The 17,743-nt window shown below is 65.2% G+C and carries 10 protein-coding genes; 5 read left to right on the top strand and 5 right to left on the bottom strand.

The genetic code is table 11. The features are described from left to right. Window positions 1–14: 14 nt before the first annotated feature. Both mfd and O0882_RS15290 read right to left on the bottom strand, forming a co-directional pair. A complete protein-coding gene (gene mfd / locus O0882_RS15295; RefSeq protein ID WP_289949268.1) occupies window positions 15–3,458 on the bottom strand; it encodes a transcription-repair coupling factor in 3,444 nt (1,147 codons plus the stop codon). An 87-nt stretch (window positions 3,459–3,545) separates the two neighbouring features. Then, window positions 3,546–4,490 (bottom strand): 5'-nucleotidase, encoded by a 945-nt coding sequence (locus O0882_RS15290; protein ID WP_289949266.1) that lies wholly within the window; start codon window positions 4,488–4,490, stop codon window positions 3,546–3,548. 339 nt (window positions 4,491–4,829) lie between these two features. On the opposite strand from O0882_RS15290, the gene O0882_RS15285 reads away from it, so the two are divergent. The 4 genes from O0882_RS15285 to O0882_RS15270 all read left to right on the top strand — a co-directional run bounded on the left by O0882_RS15285 (window position 4,830) and on the right by O0882_RS15270 (window position 12,317). Continuing rightward, window positions 4,830–6,605 carry a methyl-accepting chemotaxis protein gene (locus O0882_RS15285; RefSeq protein WP_289949264.1) on the top strand — a complete coding sequence of 592 codons (1,776 nt, stop codon included), beginning with the start codon at window positions 4,830–4,832 and terminating at the stop codon, window positions 6,603–6,605. A gap of 343 nt (window positions 6,606–6,948) precedes the next feature. Then, window positions 6,949–8,547, top strand: coding sequence for a methyl-accepting chemotaxis protein (locus tag O0882_RS15280; RefSeq protein ID WP_289949262.1), 1,599 nt, complete (start codon window positions 6,949–6,951; stop codon window positions 8,545–8,547). 95 nt (window positions 8,548–8,642) lie between these two features. Beyond that, complete coding sequence (locus O0882_RS15275) at window positions 8,643–9,476, top strand: EAL domain-containing protein (protein WP_289949260.1); 834 nt, start codon at window positions 8,643–8,645, stop codon at window positions 9,474–9,476. Window positions 9,477–9,593: 117 nt separating this feature from the next. After that, the gene (locus O0882_RS15270) at window positions 9,594–12,317 is read left to right on the top strand and encodes a winged helix-turn-helix domain-containing protein (protein ID WP_289949258.1); all 2,724 of its coding nucleotides are present in this window, start codon (window positions 9,594–9,596) and stop codon (window positions 12,315–12,317) included. 3 nt (window positions 12,318–12,320) lie between these two features. On the opposite strand, the gene O0882_RS15265 is transcribed toward O0882_RS15270, so the two are convergent. Both O0882_RS15265 and O0882_RS15260 read right to left on the bottom strand, forming a co-directional pair. Continuing rightward, window positions 12,321–13,247, bottom strand: coding sequence for a lipase secretion chaperone (locus tag O0882_RS15265; protein ID WP_289949256.1), 927 nt, complete (start codon window positions 13,245–13,247; stop codon window positions 12,321–12,323). A gap of 10 nt (window positions 13,248–13,257) precedes the next feature. After that, window positions 13,258–14,172 (bottom strand): triacylglycerol lipase, encoded by a 915-nt coding sequence (locus tag O0882_RS15260; protein ID WP_289949254.1) that lies wholly within the window; start codon window positions 14,170–14,172, stop codon window positions 13,258–13,260. Between the two features lie 359 nt (window positions 14,173–14,531). Here O0882_RS15260 and O0882_RS15255 point away from each other — a divergent pair, with 359 nt between their 5' ends. Beyond that, window positions 14,532–15,212, top strand: a complete 681-nt coding sequence (locus O0882_RS15255) for a helix-turn-helix domain-containing protein (RefSeq protein ID WP_289949252.1) — start codon at window positions 14,532–14,534, stop codon at window positions 15,210–15,212. Window positions 15,213–15,280: 68 nt separating this feature from the next. On the opposite strand, the gene O0882_RS15250 is transcribed toward O0882_RS15255, so the two are convergent. Beyond that, window positions 15,281–17,608, bottom strand: a complete 2,328-nt coding sequence (locus tag O0882_RS15250; protein WP_289949251.1) for a PBP1A family penicillin-binding protein — start codon at window positions 17,606–17,608, stop codon at window positions 15,281–15,283. Window positions 17,609–17,743 lie beyond the last annotated feature (135 nt).

Genomic DNA, 17,743 nt, shown 5'->3' with positions numbered 1-17,743 from the left:
ATGGTCGAAATGGTCTACACCGTCAATTGCTTGATGGTGGTCTTGATCTGCGTCACGCGCGCGGCCAGGTCCGGCATGGCGGCCGTGATTTTCAGCTTGTCCTGGCCATGCAGCTTGATATGGCGGTTCTTCTGGATCAGCTCGATGATGCGCATCGGGTCGATGGGGGGCTTGGCCATGAATTGCAAGGTGGCCGCCTCGCCATGCACATCGATCTTGACGATGCCCACGGTTTTCGCCGCGATGCGCAGGCGGTGCGTCTCGATCAGCGCTTTCACGGGATCGGGCAGCTTGCCGAAGCGGTCGATCAGCTCTTCCTGGATATCGTCGATTTTCTCTGGCGTGGCGCAGTTGGCCAGGCGCTTGTAGATCGACAGGCGTTCGTGCACGTCGCCGCAAAAATCGGCTGGCAGCAGGGCCGGCACGTGCAGGTTGATCTCGGTGGTCGAGGCCAGCGGCGCGGCCAGGTCCGGCTCCTTGCCGGCCTTCAGCGAGCGCACGGCTTCGTGCAGCATGTCCGAATACAGCTGGAAGCCGATTTCCGTCATCTCGCCCGACTGGCTCTCGCCCAGCACCTCGCCGGCGCCGCGGATTTCCAGGTCGTGCATGGCCAGGTAAAAGCCGCTGCCCAGTTCTTCCATCTGCTGGATGGCGTCCAGGCGGCGTTGCGCCAGTTTTGTCAGGCCCTGCACGTCGTGCACCAGCAGGTAGGCGTAGGCCTGGTGATGCGAACGGCCCACGCGGCCGCGCAGCTGGTGCAGCTGCGCCAGGCCGAACTTGTCGGCGCGGTGCATGATGATGGTGTTCGCCGTCGGCACGTCGATACCCGTTTCGATGATCGTCGTGCACAGCAAAATATTGAAACGCTGGGCGACGAAGTCGCGCATGACCTTTTCCAGGTCGCGCTCGTGCATCTGGCCGTGCGCCACGGCGATGCGCGCCTCGGGTAGCAGTTCCGTCAGCATGGCCAGGCGGTTCTGGATGGTTTCCACCTCGTTGTGCAGGAAGTAGATCTGGCCGCCGCGTTTGAGTTCGCGCAGGCACGCTTCGCGGATGATCGCTTCGCCTTCGCTGCGGACAAAAGTCTTGATGGCCAGGCGCTTTTGCGGCGCCGTGGCGATGATGGAAAAGTCGCGCAAGCCTTCCAGCGCCATGCCCAGGGTACGCGGGATCGGCGTGGCCGTCAGGGTCAGCACGTCCACTTCCGCGCGCAAGGCTTTCAATGCTTCCTTCTGGCGCACGCCGAACCTGTGTTCCTCGTCGATGATGACCAGGCCCAAACGGGTAAACTTCACGTCATCGGACAGCAGCTTGTGCGTGCCGATGACGATGTCGATGGTGCCGTCGGCCATGCCCTTGAACGCCTGCGTGATCTCCTTGCCGCTGCGGAAGCGCGACAATTCCGCGATGCGCACGGGCCAGTCGGCGAAGCGGTCGGCGAAGGTTTGCGCATGCTGCTCGGCCAGCAGGGTGGTGGGCGCCAGGATCGCTACCTGCTTGCCGCCCATCACGGCGATGAAGGCCGCGCGCAGGGCCACTTCCGTCTTGCCGAAGCCGACGTCGCCGCACACCAGGCGATCCATCGGTTTGCCCGAGGTCATGTCCTTGATGACGTTGCGGATAGCCTCGGCCTGGTCCGGCGTCTCGTCGAAGCCGAAGCTGTCGGCGAAGCGCTGGTAGTCGTGCGACGAGAACTCGAACGAGTGGCCCTGGCGCAGCGCGCGGCGCGCATACAGGTTGAGCAGTTCGGCGGCCGTGTCGCGCACCTGTTCGGCCGCGCGCTTTTTCGCTTTTTCCCACTGGCCCGAGCCGAGCGAGTGCAGCGGTGCGTCTTCCGGCGACGCGCCCGAATAGCGCGAGATCACATGCAGCTGCGACACCGGCACGTACAGCTTGGTGTCCTTGGCGTATTCGAGGTGCAGGAATTCCGTCTCGCCTTCGCCAAGGTCCATGCTGGTCAGGCCCATGTAGCGCCCGATGCCGTGGTTGATGTGCACCACCGGGTCGCCGATTTTCAGTTCCGACAGGTCGCGCACCATCGATTCGACCTGCGTCACGCCTTCCTGCTTCTTGGTGCCGACGCGGCGGCCGGAGCCGGCATACAGCTCGGTTTCCGTGATGAAGGCGAGATTGCCGTCCGGCGTGAACAGCTCGAAGCCCGCATGCAGCGGCGCCACGCCCAGCATCAGCTTGGCGTCGGACTGCAAAAAACCATCGCTGCCTTCCACCGGCGTCAGGTGCAGATCGTATTCGGTGAAGTACTGCTGCAAGGTTTCGCGGCGGCCGTTCGATTCGGCGCAGATCATCACGCGGCGGCCCGATTGCAGCAGATAGCTGCGCAGATTGGCCAGCGGGTCGTCGGCGCGGCGGTTGACGGCGATGTTCGGCACGGGCGCCGACAGTTCGGAGGCCAGCGCGTCGTTCGATTTCGCAATCGCCAGGCGCGGGTAGGGCTTGGCCAGGCCGAAGAACTGCTCGTCGGACAGGAACAGCGATTCGGGCGGCAAAATCGGCCGCTCGCGGTCGGCCTTCAAAAAGCGGTAGCGCGACTGGGTATCGGTCCAGAAGCGCCCGATGGCAGAGTCGATCTCGCCCACCAGGGCCAGCGAAGCGTCGGGCGGCAGGTAGTCGAACAGGGTGGCCGTCTGCTCGAAGAACAGGGGTAAATAATATTCGATGCCGGCCGAGGCGATGCCGCTGCTGATGTCCTTGTAGACCACCGAGCGCGACGGGTCGCCCTCGAACTGTTCGCGCCAGCGGTTGCGGAAGGTGGTGCGCGCCGCTTCGTCCATGGGAAATTCGCGCCCCGGCAGCAGCCGCACTTCGTGCACGGGATACAGCGAGCGCTGGGTGTCGGCGTCAAACGTGCGGATGGTCTCGATGGTGTCGCCGAACAGGTCCAGGCGGTAGGGCAGGCTTGACCCCATGGGGAACAGGTCGAGCAGGCCGCCGCGCACCGAGTATTCGCCGGGCGACATCACTTGCGACACATGACTGTAGCCGGCCAGGGTCAGCTGCGACTTCAGGCGCGCTTCGTCGAGCTTTTCGCCCTTCTTGAAGAAGAAGGTGTAGGCAGCGAGGAACGACGGCGGCGCCAGGCGCACCAGCGCCGTGGTGGCCGGCACGATCAGCACGTCGCACTGGCGCGTCTGGATTTCATGCAAGGTGGCCAGGCGCTCGGAGACCAGGTCCTGGTGCGGCGAAAAGGCGTCGTAGGGCAGGGTTTCCCAGTCCGGCAGCAGATGGCAGCGCAGTTCCTTGCCGCCGAACCACGGGATTTCATCGAGCAGGCGCTGGCCGTCGCTGGCTTGCGCCACCACCACGGCCAGCATCTGGCCCCGCGCTTTCAAGGCCAAAGCGGCCAGCGCCAGGGCATAGGCGTCGGATGAACCATACAGGGCGGGCAGCGCATAGCGGTTGCCGGGCTTGGGGAGGGCTTTTGTTAAGTCTAAGGACATGCAGGCGATGACACTAGTGGCAGAGGCAGTTGAATGGGACAGCTGTGGTGCGCGCAGCGCCGCCAGTGACGGCGCCGACAGGCGAGATTATAGACCATCGCCCGCACGGATATTTGCAATACCGAACGGTACATGCACCATCGGGATGGTGCCGCCCGCCGATTTCAGGTGGCTCAGCTGGTCGTCGAAGAAGATATGCGGCTTGAATACGGCCAGCACGCGCGACTTGTCCATGCCGCCCAGGAAAAACGTCTCGTCGGCCGCCACGCCCCAGCTTTTCAGGGTCGTCACCACGCGCTCGTGCGAGGGCGCGTTGCGCGCCGTGATGATGGCGATGCGCAAGATCTTCTTGTAGCCGGGGTCGCGCCGCTGCGCCTTTTCTTCCAGGCGCTGCATGGTGGCCAGCTTCTGGAACAGGTCGGCCAGGGGGCCGGGGCGGTGCGGCGTGCCCACGTTCAGGGTCTCATGGGCGTGGAATTCATCGACGTCATTGTTGCGCTTGAACACGGTTTCCGCTTCGTCGTCGGCGATCACGCCGTCGAAATCGAAGGCCACGCGCAGTTCTTCGTCGTTCTCGTCGTCTTCCGTGCGCGACGGCAGCACCAGGCCGGCCGGATAGTTGCAGGCCAGCGCGCTGCGCACGTCGCCTTCATTCGCGCTGAGGAACAGCGAGGCGTTGAAGGCCGGCAGGTAGGGGTAGGGCGACTTGCCCGTCATGAAGGCGGCGCGCGAAATATCCAGGCCGTAGTGGGCGATCGAGTGCATCACGCGCAAACCCGTTTCCGGCGAATTGCGTGAAAACAGCACCACTTCCACGGGCGACTGGCGCGGATAGTGTTTGTTGATGTTCAGGAAGCGGCGGATGAAGGGAAAGGCCACGCCGCGCGGCAAGACCGTGTCGATATGCGTTTCCTGGTACTTGCGATATTCCTCGGGGCCGTTGTCGAGGTAGACCTGGTGCGATTCGGCCAGGTCGAACAGGGCGCTGGAAGCGACCCCGATCACCAGTTTGTGTTCGATAGGATATGCCATGGTCTGCCTGTTGTTTGCTTGTTGCTCATCTTATACGACTATCAACTGCGCAGCCAATAGTGGCACGCGGCGATTTTCTGCACCAAAGCGGGGCGCCAGGCCATTTTTTTTGTCCGCTGTGCAACACGCGCCACAGTAAAGAAATAAATCTTGTTTTGTATCAAGTATGTATCAGCTAGAAACATATTTTTCCTCTATGCTTGCAATTATGAATTCTCGCCAATTGTAACGAAGCGTACGCCCCAACCCCGCCACCTTTATACAAGTGTCAGCCGTTCTACCCGAACATGCCAGCCTCAACCTTGCCAGCAGCAGTTTTGACTAATAAAGGACCTAGCCATGTTTAAGAATTTACTGATCAAATGGAAGTTGGCGACCCTCGTCGCCGTGATGATGGCGGCCTTGCTGGTGGTGGGCATCTGCGGTTACACGGGCATCGCCTCCGTGGGCAACGCCGTCAATGAGGTCGGTGTGGTGCGCCTGCCGTCGATCCAGGGGCTGATGATGATGAGCGAGGGCCAGACGGCCGTCGCTGCCGCCACCCTGACGGCCGCCATCTATGAAAACAATTACCAGGCACAAGACAAGTTCGCGGAAGCGCTGCAGCTGCGCACCAAGGCCTGGAGCAATATCGAGGCGGGCCGCAAGCTGTACGAGCCGCTGCCGCAAACGCCGGAGGAAGCCGTGCTGTGGAAGCGTTTCCTGGAGGAGTGGGCCGCCTGGAAGGGCGATGACGACAAGGTGCGCGCCATCCTGCGCCAGCTGGCCGACAACCGCGACGAGCCGCAGCAAAAGACCCTGTTCGTGGCGTTCTACCAGCAGTACCAGAATTCGCGCGCGCTGTTCGGCAAGGCCGAAGGCACGCTCAACGAGATCATCAAGCTCAATAACGGCGTGGCCGACGCCAGTGTCAAGGATGGCAGCGCTGCCGTGGTGCGTTCGGAAAGCCTGATGCTCATCCTTGGCTTGCTGGCTGCGGCGCTGGGCATGGGCTGCGCCGCCTACATCACGCGCGCCATCACGCAGCCGATCAATGCGGCCGTGAAAGTGGCGCAAACGGTGGCTTCGGGAGACCTGACCAGCCAGATCGAGGTGCATACGACGGAAGAGACGGGCCAGCTGCTGCAGGCGCTGAAAGACATGAATTCCAGCCTGGTCAACATCGTCGGCCAGGTGCGCAGCGGCACCGAAACGATCGCCACGGCGTCGTCGGAAATTGCCAGCGGCAACCTGGACCTGTCCTCGCGCACGGAAGAGCAGGCCAGTTCGCTGGAAGAGACGGCATCGTCGATGGAGGAGCTGACCGCCACCGTGCGGCAGAACGCCGACAACGCCCAGCAGGCCAACCAGCTGGCGCTGAGTGCTTCCGGCGTCGCCGTCAAGGGCGGTGAGGTGGTGGGCAAGGTGGTCCAGACCATGGACGCCATCAACGATTCCTCGCGCAAGATCGTCGACATCATTTCCGTCATCGACGGCATCGCTTTCCAGACGAATATCCTGGCTCTGAACGCGGCCGTGGAAGCGGCGCGCGCGGGCGAGCAGGGACGCGGCTTTGCCGTGGTGGCGACGGAAGTGCGTAATCTGGCCCAAAGATCCGCTGGCGCAGCGAAAGAAATCAAGACCCTGATCGGCGACTCCGTGGTGGCGGTCGATGCGGGCAGCAAGCTGGTGGCCGAGGCGGGCAGCACGATGGCCGAAATCGTCTCCAGCGTGCAGCGCGTGACGGACATCATGGCGGAAATCAGCCTGGCCACGCAGGAGCAGAGCTCGGGCATCGACCAGATCAACCAGGCCATCGGCCAGATGGACCAGGTGACGCAGCAAAATGCGGCCCTGGTGGAAGAGGCGGCCGCCGCGGCCGAATCGCTGCAGGAGCAATCGGGCCAGCTGGCCGGGGTGGTCAGCGTCTTCAAGCTCGCTGGCGCACAGGTGCCTGCCACGCGCGCAAACGCGAACGCAAAGCCGCCCGCGCCGCGCGCCGTGATGGCCCGCGCCGCGCCGAAGCGTCCGGCACCGCGTCCGCCATCGCGACCTGCCGCGGGACGCCCGGCCCTGCACGCCGTGCCGTCCTCGCGCCACAGCACGCCGCGCGACGACGAGTGGGAAGTGTTCTGATGGCGTGACGGCGCCAGCATGCGCTACCGGACGGCCGCCTTGTGCGGCCGTTTTTACATGCGTACCCAGGCGCGCACTGCGGTGACTGCTTACTAAAAGAATAGGGTTATATAAATAGCTGTTTTGCCATCTAAGCAAATCTTTTCAAAACTTAACGCGACATTGCTTGTGAGATAACTCACACTGCTTGCCGTACCACCCCTTGTTCCCGCCTCGGCCACATCCCGGCTGCCCCCTTCGCCTGTTGCGTCCGGCCATACGTGGCAGGCGGCAGCCATTGCCGTCAGCCTTGCAGGCGAGTCCGGCGCGATGACCGATGCACCACACTGAAGGATGCGAATAGATGGCAAATATGAAAATCGGCACGCGTCTGCGCTGCTCCTTTGCGTTGTTGACCTTGCTGTTGCTGGCGACTGCCGTGCTGGGCGTGCTGCGCTTGTCGAGCCTGGAACTGCGCATGCGCGACGTGATCGATGATAAATATCCGAAAACCGTGCTGGCCAACGACATCATCAAGAATGTCAACATCATCGCGCGCTCCTCGCGCAATCTGCTCTTGATGAGCGAGCCGCAGCAGTTGGCGCAGGAACGCGCCCGCATCGCCCGCGCGGGCGCCGAAACGGAAAAGGAACTGGCGCAGCTGGAAAAGGTGGTGCTGTCGCCGCAGGGCCGCCAGCTGATGGTGGCCGTGAAGCAGGCGGGCGCCGCCTTCAACGGCGGGCGCGACAAGGTACTGGCCCTGCTGCAAGAGGGCGCGCGCGACGCAGCGGCCAGTTTGCTGCTCGGCACCGTGCGCGGAGACCAGCTGCGCTACATGGCGGCGCTGGAAAGCCTCATCGCGCACCAGCATGAGCTGATGGAGCAGGCCGGTGCCCAGGTGGACGCGGAATACGCCACGGCGCGCAACATGTTGCTGGCGCTGAGCGCGCTGGCCGTGCTCTTCTCGCTCGTTACGGCCTGGCTGGTCACGCGCAGCATCGTCACGCCCCTGCACTATGCCTTGAGCGTGGCGCAGACCGTGGCCGCCGGCGACCTGACATCGACCTTCGGCCGCCATGGCGGCGATGAAACGGGCAAGCTGCTCGACGCGCTGTGCATCATGAACGGCAACCTGCTCGAGATCGTGCGGCAGGTGCGCGGCGGCACGGACACCATTGCCACGGCCTCGTCGCAGATCGCGGCCGGCAATATCGACCTGTCGTCGCGCACCGAGGAGCAGGCCAGCGCGCTCGAACAGACCGCGTCGGCGATGGAGGAACTGAGCTCCACCGTGCAGCAGAACGCGGACAATGCACGCCATGCCAGCGTGCTGGCCATCGAGGCGGCGAATATCGCCGGCGCCGGCGGGCAAGCCGTGGGGCAGGTCATTCACACCATGGACGCCATCAGCGCTTCCTCGGCGCAGATCGCCGACATCATCGGCGTGATCGACATGCTGGCCTTCCAGACGAATATCCTGGCCCTGAACGCGGCCGTGGAAGCGGCGCGCGCGGGCGAGCAGGGTCGCGGCTTTGCCGTCGTGGCGACGGAAGTGCGCAACCTCGCGCAGCGCAGCGCGGCGGCGGCGCGCGATATCCGCGCCCTGATCGCCAATTCCACCTTGCAGGTCGATGCGGGTGCGGCCCTTGTCGCGCAGGCCGGCGCCACCATGCAGGAAGTGGTGGCGGCCGTGGGGCGCGTGAGCCAGATGGTGGCCGACATCACGGCCGCCAGCGCCGAGCAAAGCACGGGTATCGGCCAGGTCAGCCAGGCGGTGCTGCAGATGGATGAAGTGACGCAGCAGAATGCCGCCCTGGTGGAGGAAGCGGCGGCCGCATCGCAATCACTGGAAGGCGAGGCGGCGAAGCTGCTGCAGGTGGTCAGCGTATTTCGCTTGCAGCAGGGGCCGGCGCGCACCTTGCCACGCGGCAGCGCGCCGGCCGTGCCGCGCCTGCTGGCCTAGTGGCGCGCCTGGCAAGGTTCTGGCTCTGCTGCGTCGCGCTGTGGCGGGCGCGGCGCCAGGTGCGGGATGGGCGCGGCGGAAATAAACCGGCATCGGTGCGCAGCCGCGAGTTGCAGGCGCGCCTGGACAGCGCCATCGTCGACGGCGAATTCTGCTTCCACTACCAGGGCAAGTTCGATACGGCACAACTACGTCTGATTGGCCTGGAAGCGCTGCTGCGCTGGGACCATCCGCGCCATGGCCTGATCTACCCGAACGCCTTCATCGGCCTGGCCGAGCAGACTGACGCCATCGTCGCGCTGGGTAATTGGGGCATCGACGCCGCCTGCCGCCAACTGGCGCAGTGGCGCGCGGCGGGCTTGCCCCTGGTGCCTGTCGCCGTGAATGTCTCGGCGAGCCAGCTGTGCCAGGCGCACTTGCCCGACTTCGTGCTGCGCTGCCTGCAGCGCCACGCCATTCCTGCCGGCCTGCTGGAGCTGGAAGTGACGGAAAGCTGCTGCATCGACGACATGGCGCAGGCGACGCAGGTATTGCGCCGCCTGCGCGCGCTGGGCCTGGCCATTTCGCTCGACGATTATGGCACCGGTCATGCGGGATTGAGTCATGTCAGGATGCTGCCGATTCACACCATCAAGATCGACCGCTCCTTCATCGCCGACCTGGGGAGCAGTGACAGCGACACTGTGATCGTCGCCTCGACGATTGCCATGGCGCGCGGCCTGGGCTTGCAAGTGCTGGCCGAGGGCGTGGAAAACGGCGAACAGCTGGCGCAGCTGCGGCGCCTGGGTTGCCCCCAGGTGCAAGGCTTCTACCTGCACCGCCCGGCGCCCGTGGCCGATGTGGCCGCGCTGCTGGCCGCTGGCGCGCCGGCCGGCCGTGTAACAGCGTCGCAACATGGCGCCATGCGGCGTGGCGCGGATGCTCAGTAAAATATGGCTACTGCCAGCCGCATGCCTGAACACTTTCTCCCCCATGCAAGAATGATAAACAGTCCCGTCCCGGCCTATGTATTCGGCCCGTTTCGCCTTTTGCCGCTAGAACGGCTGTTGTTCGAGGGCGACCGCGCGCTGCGCCTGGGCAGCAGGGCCATGGACTTGCTGCTGGCCCTGCTGGAGCGCGCCGGCGACATCGTCGACAAGCATGAACTGGTGACCATCGTCTGGCCCCACGCCGTGGTCGATGACGCGACCTTGCGCGTGCACCTGGCGGCGCTGCGCAAGGCGCTCGGCGATGGCCGCGATGGCCAGCGCTACATCACCACCATTCCCGGGCGCGGCTACGGCTTCCTGGCGCCGCTGGCGCACACGGGCCGGCCGGCGCCCGGTATGGCGGGCGTGGAGCCGCGGCATAACCTGCCCGTCATGTTGACGCGCATGCTGGGCCGCGCCGAGGCGCTGCAAACGATGGCCAACCAGCTGCTGCAATTGCGCCTGCTGTGCATTGCCGGTCCGGGCGGCATCGGCAAGACCACCCTTGCCGTCGTCCTGGCCACGCGCGTGCTGCGCCGCTATGCCGACGGCGTGTGTTTCGTCGACCTGTCGCCGCTGGACGAGGGCCGCCTGGTGCCGCTGGCGCTGGCCACGGCGCTGGGCGTGGCGGTGCCGGCCGGCGACGCCATGCCGGTCCTGCTGGCCTACCTGCGCCAGCGCCACATGCTGATCGTGCTCGATAACTGCGAACACGTGATCGGCGCTGCCGCCACGCTGGCCGATGCCTTGCTCAAGGGCGCACCGCTGCTGCATGTGCTGGCCACCAGCCGTGAGCCGTTGCGCATCACCAGCGAGCAGTTGCTGCGCCTGCCCGCGCTGGAATTGCCGCCGGCCGATGCCGTGCCCGATGCGGCGGCGGCCCGGCATTTCGCCGCGGTGCAGCTGTTTTGCGAACGCTGCGCGGCCGTCGACGATGCTTTCGTGCTGGCCGACGCCGACGTGCCCGTGGTGGTGGATATCTGCCGGCGACTCGATGGCATCCCGCTGGCGCTGGAGCTGGCGGCCGGGCGCATCGGCCATTTCGGCTTGCACGAGTTGCGCCGCCAGCTCGATGACCGCTTTCGCCTGCTCACGCGTGGCGCGCGCAACATGCCCTTGCGCCACCAGACCCTGCGCGCCACCCTGGACTGGAGCTACGGCTTGCTCGATGCGCAAGAGCGCCAGGTGCTGCAGGCGCTGAGCGTGTTCAAGAACCGTTTCCGCCTGGAGTCGGCCAGCGCCGTGGCGGGTTGCGACGTGTTCGATACGCTGGCCGACCTGGCGGCCAAGTCCTTGGTCAGCATCGAGTTTTGCCGCCAGCACGTGTATTACCGGCTGCTCGACACCACGCGCGCCTACGCTAGCGCGCAGCTGTCGGCGAGCGGGGGCGCCGGCGCCGTGCTGCTGCGCCATGCGCGCCATTGCCTGGGCCTGGCGGGACGCATCGCCGCCGACTGGGAAAGCATGGCGCCGGCGCACTGGAGCGCGCGCTACGGCCGCCATGTCGATGACCTGCGCGCCGCCATCGACTGGGCTTTCGGCGAGGACGGTGACGTGGCGCTGGGCGTGGCCCTGACCTTGGCCGCACAAACCCTGTTCTATCAGCTGTCGCTGATGGATGAATACCGCGTGCGCGTCGAGCGGGCGCTCGAGCGCATGGCCACGCATGCGCTGGAGGACCCCGACAGCGAGATGCGGCTGCACGCCTCGCTGGCGCACCTGCTGCTGCATACGCAGGGCGTCACTGGCACCATGCTGCGTTCGTTCCAGCGCGGCTATGCGCTGGCCATGCGCACGGACGACGACAGCCGCCGTGCCGAAGCGATTTGCGGCATGTGGATCTGCAGCCTGAAGATGGCCGATTTCCAGGGCGCCGAGAATTACGTGGCCGAGCTTGCCGCCCTGTGCGCAGCGCGCGATGACACGGCGATGCGGCTGGTACTGGCGCGCATGCGCTCGGCGGGCGAGTATCTGCGCGGGCGGTACGCGCGGTCGGCGGCGCTGGCGCGCATGGTGCTGGCGCACCCCGAGGGCGTCGGACAGCTTGGTTTCAACAATGCCTTGCTGGCCGACCACCAGGTTTGCCTGCGCGGCACCCTGGCGCGCTGCCTGTGGATGCAGGGCCGTCCCGACGACGCGCTGGCGCTGGCGCGCGAGGCGGTGACGGTGGGCTTCGAACATAATGGCGTCACGCTGTGCGTGGCGCTGGCCATCAATGCCATTCCCGTCGCCCTGTGGTGCGGGCAGCGGGGACAGGCGCATGCCTGGATTTGCCTGCTGTGCGAGCATGCGGCCCGCTATGGCCTGCTGTACTGGAGCGCCTGGGGCGCCGCCTACCAGCGCCTGCTCGATGCGGGCGAGGCGCTAACGGAGTTCCCCTGGCCCTCGGTGCGCAGCTGGCCGATACAGATCGATTTGATGGCCACCTTGCACGACGCCGCCGCCGATAGCCATGCGCTGCGGCGCGCGCGCACGGGCCAGGCGCCGTGGAGCGCACCGGAAGTGCTGCGCCGCGACGCGCATCACCGCTGGCGGGCGTTGGCGCAAGGCGATGCGGCTGGCCTGGAAGCGGTTCGCGCGCAGCTGGAAGAGGCGCTGCTTCTGGCCAGGGGCCAGCAGGCGCCGGGCTGGGAGCTGCGCTGCGCCACCAGCCTGGCGGCCGTGCTGCAGGGGCAAGGCTGCTGCGCCGCCGCGCATGCCTTGCTGGCCCCTGTACATGCCGGCTACGCACAGGGGCACGACACGGCGGACGTGATGGCGGCAGCAGCTTTGCTGGCACAGTTGCTGGCGCAGCTGGCTTGAACGCTATTCGTAGGCGCCCAGCCGGCGCTGTTCCTCCGGCGTGAAACTGGCGTCGCGCAGCTGTTGCAGCGCTGCCGCATCCTGTGCGCCGCCGGGCAGGCCCGCCTGCTGCGCCTTCTGCGCTTGATACGCGATGATGCGCTGCTGCCACCGCGATTCCTCGCGGTCCAGTTCCGCCAGGCGCGCCGCCGCCGCTGGCGTGAAGGTGCTGGCGCGCAGGCGGTAGACTTCATTCTCGCCGCCGCCCTGGGCCCGCAGCGCCTTCACGGATTCATCCAGCTGCGCCACCCTGGCCGGTGCATCGCGCGCATCGCGCTGGGCCGGCGACAGCTTCTGGTCCAGCGCGGCCAGTTGCGCCTGGCGCTGCGCCTCGTCCAGCGTGGCGTCGCCGAGTATCGTCATGCGCGCCACGGCGTCGTCGTCATACGCGTCGCTGGCGCCGAACAGGCCCGCGCTTTCCTCGGGCGTAAAGTATTTGCCGCGCAAGGCGCGCATCGCTTGCAGGCGGGCGTGCGCCGCCAGGGCCGCATCGGCTTGCGCCGGCAAGGCTTGTTCCGCGCCGGCCAGCGCCTGCTTGTAGGCCAGGTACGCGCCCAGCAGGCGCTTCGCTTCGCGGGCGGGGATAGGCGCCAGGCGCTTGTCGAGTTCCGCCTCGATCTGGCTGCGGATGGCGGCCAGCGGCTTTTCACCCAGGCCCGCCAGGTAGTAGTCGAACAGGTGGCCCAGTTCCGCGTCGACCACCAGCTTGTCGCCGGCGGCCACCGTCACGTTGCCATCGGGCCGCGTGCCTTGCATCGAGCGCACGAACGCGAACAGGTCCGGTTCCGGCTTTTCCGGCGGCGGGGCGGGCGGTTCGCCCGGGCGCAGCACAAGGTACAGGGCCAGGGCCGCCAGGCTGGCGCCGATGATCCATTTCGCGTTCGTGCGCATCGTCGCCTCCTTACAGTCCCAGGCCTTGCAGGCGGTTGGCTTGCTGGCGGAAGACGGTGACGGGGTTCGTTTCGAACAGGTTGACGATGCCGACGAACTGGTTGACTTCATCGAGGTGGTTCATGGCGTAGTCGTCGCGGATCACCTTGCCCAGGTGGCTGGAGCAGCTGCTGACCAGACCATCGTTCTTGACGCCGCCGAAGGCCAGGCTGATGGCGGCCAGCAGCGGGTCGCCCACGTCGAGCACATTCGTGTACGGTTGCGCGCCGCTCCACGAAAAGTAATGCACGCCTTGCACCTGGTAGGCGCCTTCGCCGCAGGCGGAGGTGGGCACGCCTTGCGGGTGGCGGCTATTAAAAGCCAGCGAGCCGGCCGTGGACAGGGAGGTGAGCGAGGCACCCGCGTTTTGCGGCAAGCCCTTGTTACCCGACAAAATGCCGATCAGGGAGGCGAGCGCATTGCCCAGCGCGCCGCTGGTGTTGGGAATGGCGCCGCTGAGGATGTCGGCTACTTTCGAACCCTTGTTGACGCCGGCCACGCTGGTGACGGACGCCACCAGGTCGGGGCGCACGGAAGCGACATAGCGGGCCGTGGGGCCGCCGTGGCTGTGGCCGATCAAGTTGACCTTGGCCGCGCCCGTGGCGGCGAGGATTTGCCGCACCTGCGACAGCAGCTGCTCGCCGCGCACTTCGGTGCTGTTGGCGGCCGACACGGTGGTCACGTACACTTGCGCGCCGCCGCTGCGCAGGGCGGCGGGCACGCCATAGAAATATTCGACGGGGCCGAGCTTGTCGAAGCCGAACAGGCCGTGCACCAGCACGATCGGGTACTTCGTTTGCGTGTAGCCGGCGGCGCTGGCGCTGCCGGGCACGATGGCGAGGATGAGCAGGAGGGTCGATAGCAGTTGCCAAAAGCGTGTCTTCATTTTGTCTCCGTTATTTGAAATAGTATGGAAATGTCGATGCTGTAGCGATGTGCCGTGCGCCGCTGCACATTCTATCGATGCATTAAATATAGCGAGCGCTCGGTTTTTTGAATGTAGCACCGCTGGATTTAAATTGCTGTGAATTGCATGATGCAGCGCAATAACTGTGGCAATTTGGCCTTGCGTCTGTGCCCATTGCATGCTTGAAAGGTCACAGTTGTTTTCCTGAGCTATAATCGGCCCGGCATCAGCCGTCCCGCCGTCTTGCAGCGCCGCTCAGGCGCTGTCTTACATTGCTCATACACCGTTACTTGGGAATGCACTTGTCGACCCATTTCAATTTTGAACAGTTTCAGCAGATGACGCCTTTAAATGGCGAAAACATCTGGGAATATATTCTTGACCGCCACGCGGAACGTATTGGCGTCAAACGCCGCAAGCCGGCGCTGGAAAATCTCGAACGCATCTTCGTCGCCACCTTCCGCCTGGCCAATGACGTGGGCTTCCGTGCCATGAGCTTGCGCGACCTGTGCCGCGAAACGGGGCTGTCGATGGGCGGCCTGTATGGCTACATCACCAGCAAGGACCAACTGGCCGAAATGATCGAGGACGTGGTGCGCCACGCCACGCAAGCCTTGCCGCTGCTGTTTGCCGACGTGAAGTCGCCGCTGGACCGGCTGGAGGCGATGATACGCTCGTCGATCTACCTGTCCGAAGTGCTGCAGCCGTGGTTTTATTTTGTCTTCATGGATTCGCGCGTGCTGCAGGTGGAGCAGCGCAGCATGGCGAAGAATTCGGAACTGTATGTACAGACCCTGATCGCCGCCACCATCGCCGAAATCGAGCCGAAGCCGCAGGGCGATCCGACCTTGCTGGCCGCCCACTGCCTGGCCCTGTTCCAGGATTGGTACGTGAAGCGCTGGAAGTACCGCGCGGCGAAGGTGAATGTCGACGATTTCGCCGACAGCGTCGTCAGTACGGTGCGCGGGTATTTGAGTATGGGCGGCGTAGGTCGGATTAGCGGGGCCGCCGAGGCGTAGCGTAATCCGACACGCGCGGACGGCGGCTCATGTCGGGTTACGCCGTTCCGGCTAACCCGACCTACTGATCAGTTCGTGGTTTCTATGGGCAGCGTCTCCGGCACGGCCGCCGGATCCGTCGGCGTTTCCACGTCCATGTCCAGGGTCTTGACGCCATTCATGTCGATGAATTCATCGTACAGCCACTCACCATCGACCTGGCTCAGGCCCGCCGGCACGGCGCGCGTGATTTGCGGGCGCGTGGAGAGCGCGGTGCGCATGTAGTCGATCCAGATCGGCATGGCCAGGGTGGAACCAAATTCGCGCCCGCCCAAGGACTTGGGCTCGTCATAGCCCATCCACGCCACCGCCACGATGCCGCCGCCGTAGCCGGCGAACCAGCCGTCGACGGCGTCGCTGGTGGTACCCGTCTTGCCGGCGATGTCGCTGCGTCCCAGTTTTTTCGTCGCCGCCGCGCCCGTGCCGGTGCGAGCCACTTCGCGCAGCATGCTGTCCATCACGAAGGCGTTGCGCGGGTCCAGCGCCAGGGTCTTGTCGTCGTTCGGCGCAGGCGGCTTGGTTTGCATCAATACCGTGCCCCTGGCGTCGACGATGCGGTCGATCAGGTAGGGCTCCACCTGGTGGCCGCCATTGGCGAACAGGGCGTAGGCGCCCGCCATCTGCACGGGCGTGACGGAACCCGTACCCAGCGCCATGGTGAGATTGCTGGGCTGGCGCTTTGGATCGAAGCCGAATTTTTCCAGGAAGTCGTGCGTGGTCGACACGCCCAGCGCGCGCAGGATGCGCACCGAGGCCACGTTCTTCGATTGCGCCAGCGCGTAGCGCATGGTGATGGGGCCGTCGAACTTGAAGTCGTCATTCTGCGGCGCCCACACCTTGCCGCCCGCCTGCATTTCCAGGGGCACGTCGTTGATCAGGGTGGCCGGCGAAAAGCCTTTTTCCAGCGCCGCCGAATACACGAAGGGCTTCATGGCCGAACCGGGCTGGCGCCAGGCTTGCGTGACGTGGTTGAATTTTTGCAGATTGTAGTCGAAGCCGCCCACCATGGCGTGGTAGGCGCCCGTTTCCGCGTCCAGCGAGACGAAGGCGGCGGCCACCAGCGGCACTTGCGTGATGGCCCAGTTGCCCTTGGCATCTTTGGCGATGCGAATCACGGCGCCCGGGCGCAGCTTGATGCCGGCGCTCGCCTTGGCGGAGAGCGCGGGGGCGGCAAAGCGCAAGCCATCGCCCGTGATAGCCTTGGTGTCGCCGTCGCCCGTGTCGGCCAGCACCTTGCCGCTGGCCACTTGGGTGACGACGGCGGCGATCAGGCCGTCGCTGTCGGGGCGTTTTTGCAGCGCAGCATCGATGGCGTCGTCGCGCTGTTCCGGGTCAGTCGGCATGTCGATGAAGGTTTCCGGGCCGCGATAGCCGTGGCGCTGGTCGTAGGCGATGACGTTGCGGCGCGTCGACGCGTAGGCCGCGTCCTGATCGGCTTTCAGGATCGTCGTATAGACGCTGATGCCCTTGGTGTAACTGTCTTCCTTGAACTGCGCATACACCGCCTGGCGCGCCAGTTCGGCCACGTATTCGGCGTGCGTATCAAAACCCTGCTTGCCGCGGGTATTGAAATGCAACGGCTGCGCCAGCGCTTGCTGGTACTGGCCTTCGCTGATGTAATCGAGTTCGCGCATGCGTTTCAAGACCAGCTGCTGGCGCGCGTGCGCCTTCTTCGGGTTGCTGATCGGGTTGTGGCGCGAGGGGTTTTGCGGCAAGCCCGCCAGCATGGCCATTTCCGCGATCGACAGCTCATTCAGCGGCTTGCCGAAGTAGGTCTGCGCTGCGCTGCCGAAACCGAACGAGCGCTGGCCCAGGTACATCTGGTTCATGTACAGCTCGAGAATCTGCTCTTTCGACAGGGCCGACTCGATTTTGAGGGCCAGCATGATTTCATTGAGCTTGCGCGAGGCGACTTTTTCGCGCGTCAGGAAGAAGTTGCGCGCCACCTGCATGGTGATGGTGGAGCCGCCGCCGTGGCCGAAGCCGTGGCGCAGGTTCGACAGCACGGCGCCGCCGGCGCGCACGAAGTCGATGCCGTGGTGTTCGTAGAAGCGGCTGTCCTCGATGGCCAGCAGGGCCTTTTTCATCATCTCCGGCACTTGCGCAATCGGCACGAAGTCGCGGTGCTCCTCGCCGAATTCGCCGATCAGCACATTGTCGGCCGTGTACACGCGCAGCGGGATTTTCGGCTGGTAGTCGGTGATGACGTCCAGGTCGGGCAGGCGCGGGCGCACGTACAGGAACAGCCAGGCGGCCAGCAGCACGGCGGCGGCCAGCGCGGCACCGCCGGCGAGGATGAAGCTGCGCACGATGGCGCGGCGGGAAGGCCAGGGGAATCCGGATCGTTTGGCAGTCAAGGCAGTCTCACGTAAGCGTGCAAGGCACGGTGGCAGCGATTATAGACCAATGCGCCAGCGCTTCCTGTGCGGGCGAGGCGGCGGGGCCGGCCTCAAAAAACCTTTTCATCGAAACGCGGCTGTGCGATAGTCTCG

It is taken from the genome of Janthinobacterium sp. SUN073, assembly GCF_030397665.1.
In the GTDB taxonomy this organism is placed as follows: Bacteria; Pseudomonadota; Gammaproteobacteria; order Burkholderiales; family Burkholderiaceae_D; genus Janthinobacterium.
Note: the sequence above shows the minus strand (reverse complement) of the source record. Positions and strands in the feature narration are given on the sequence as shown.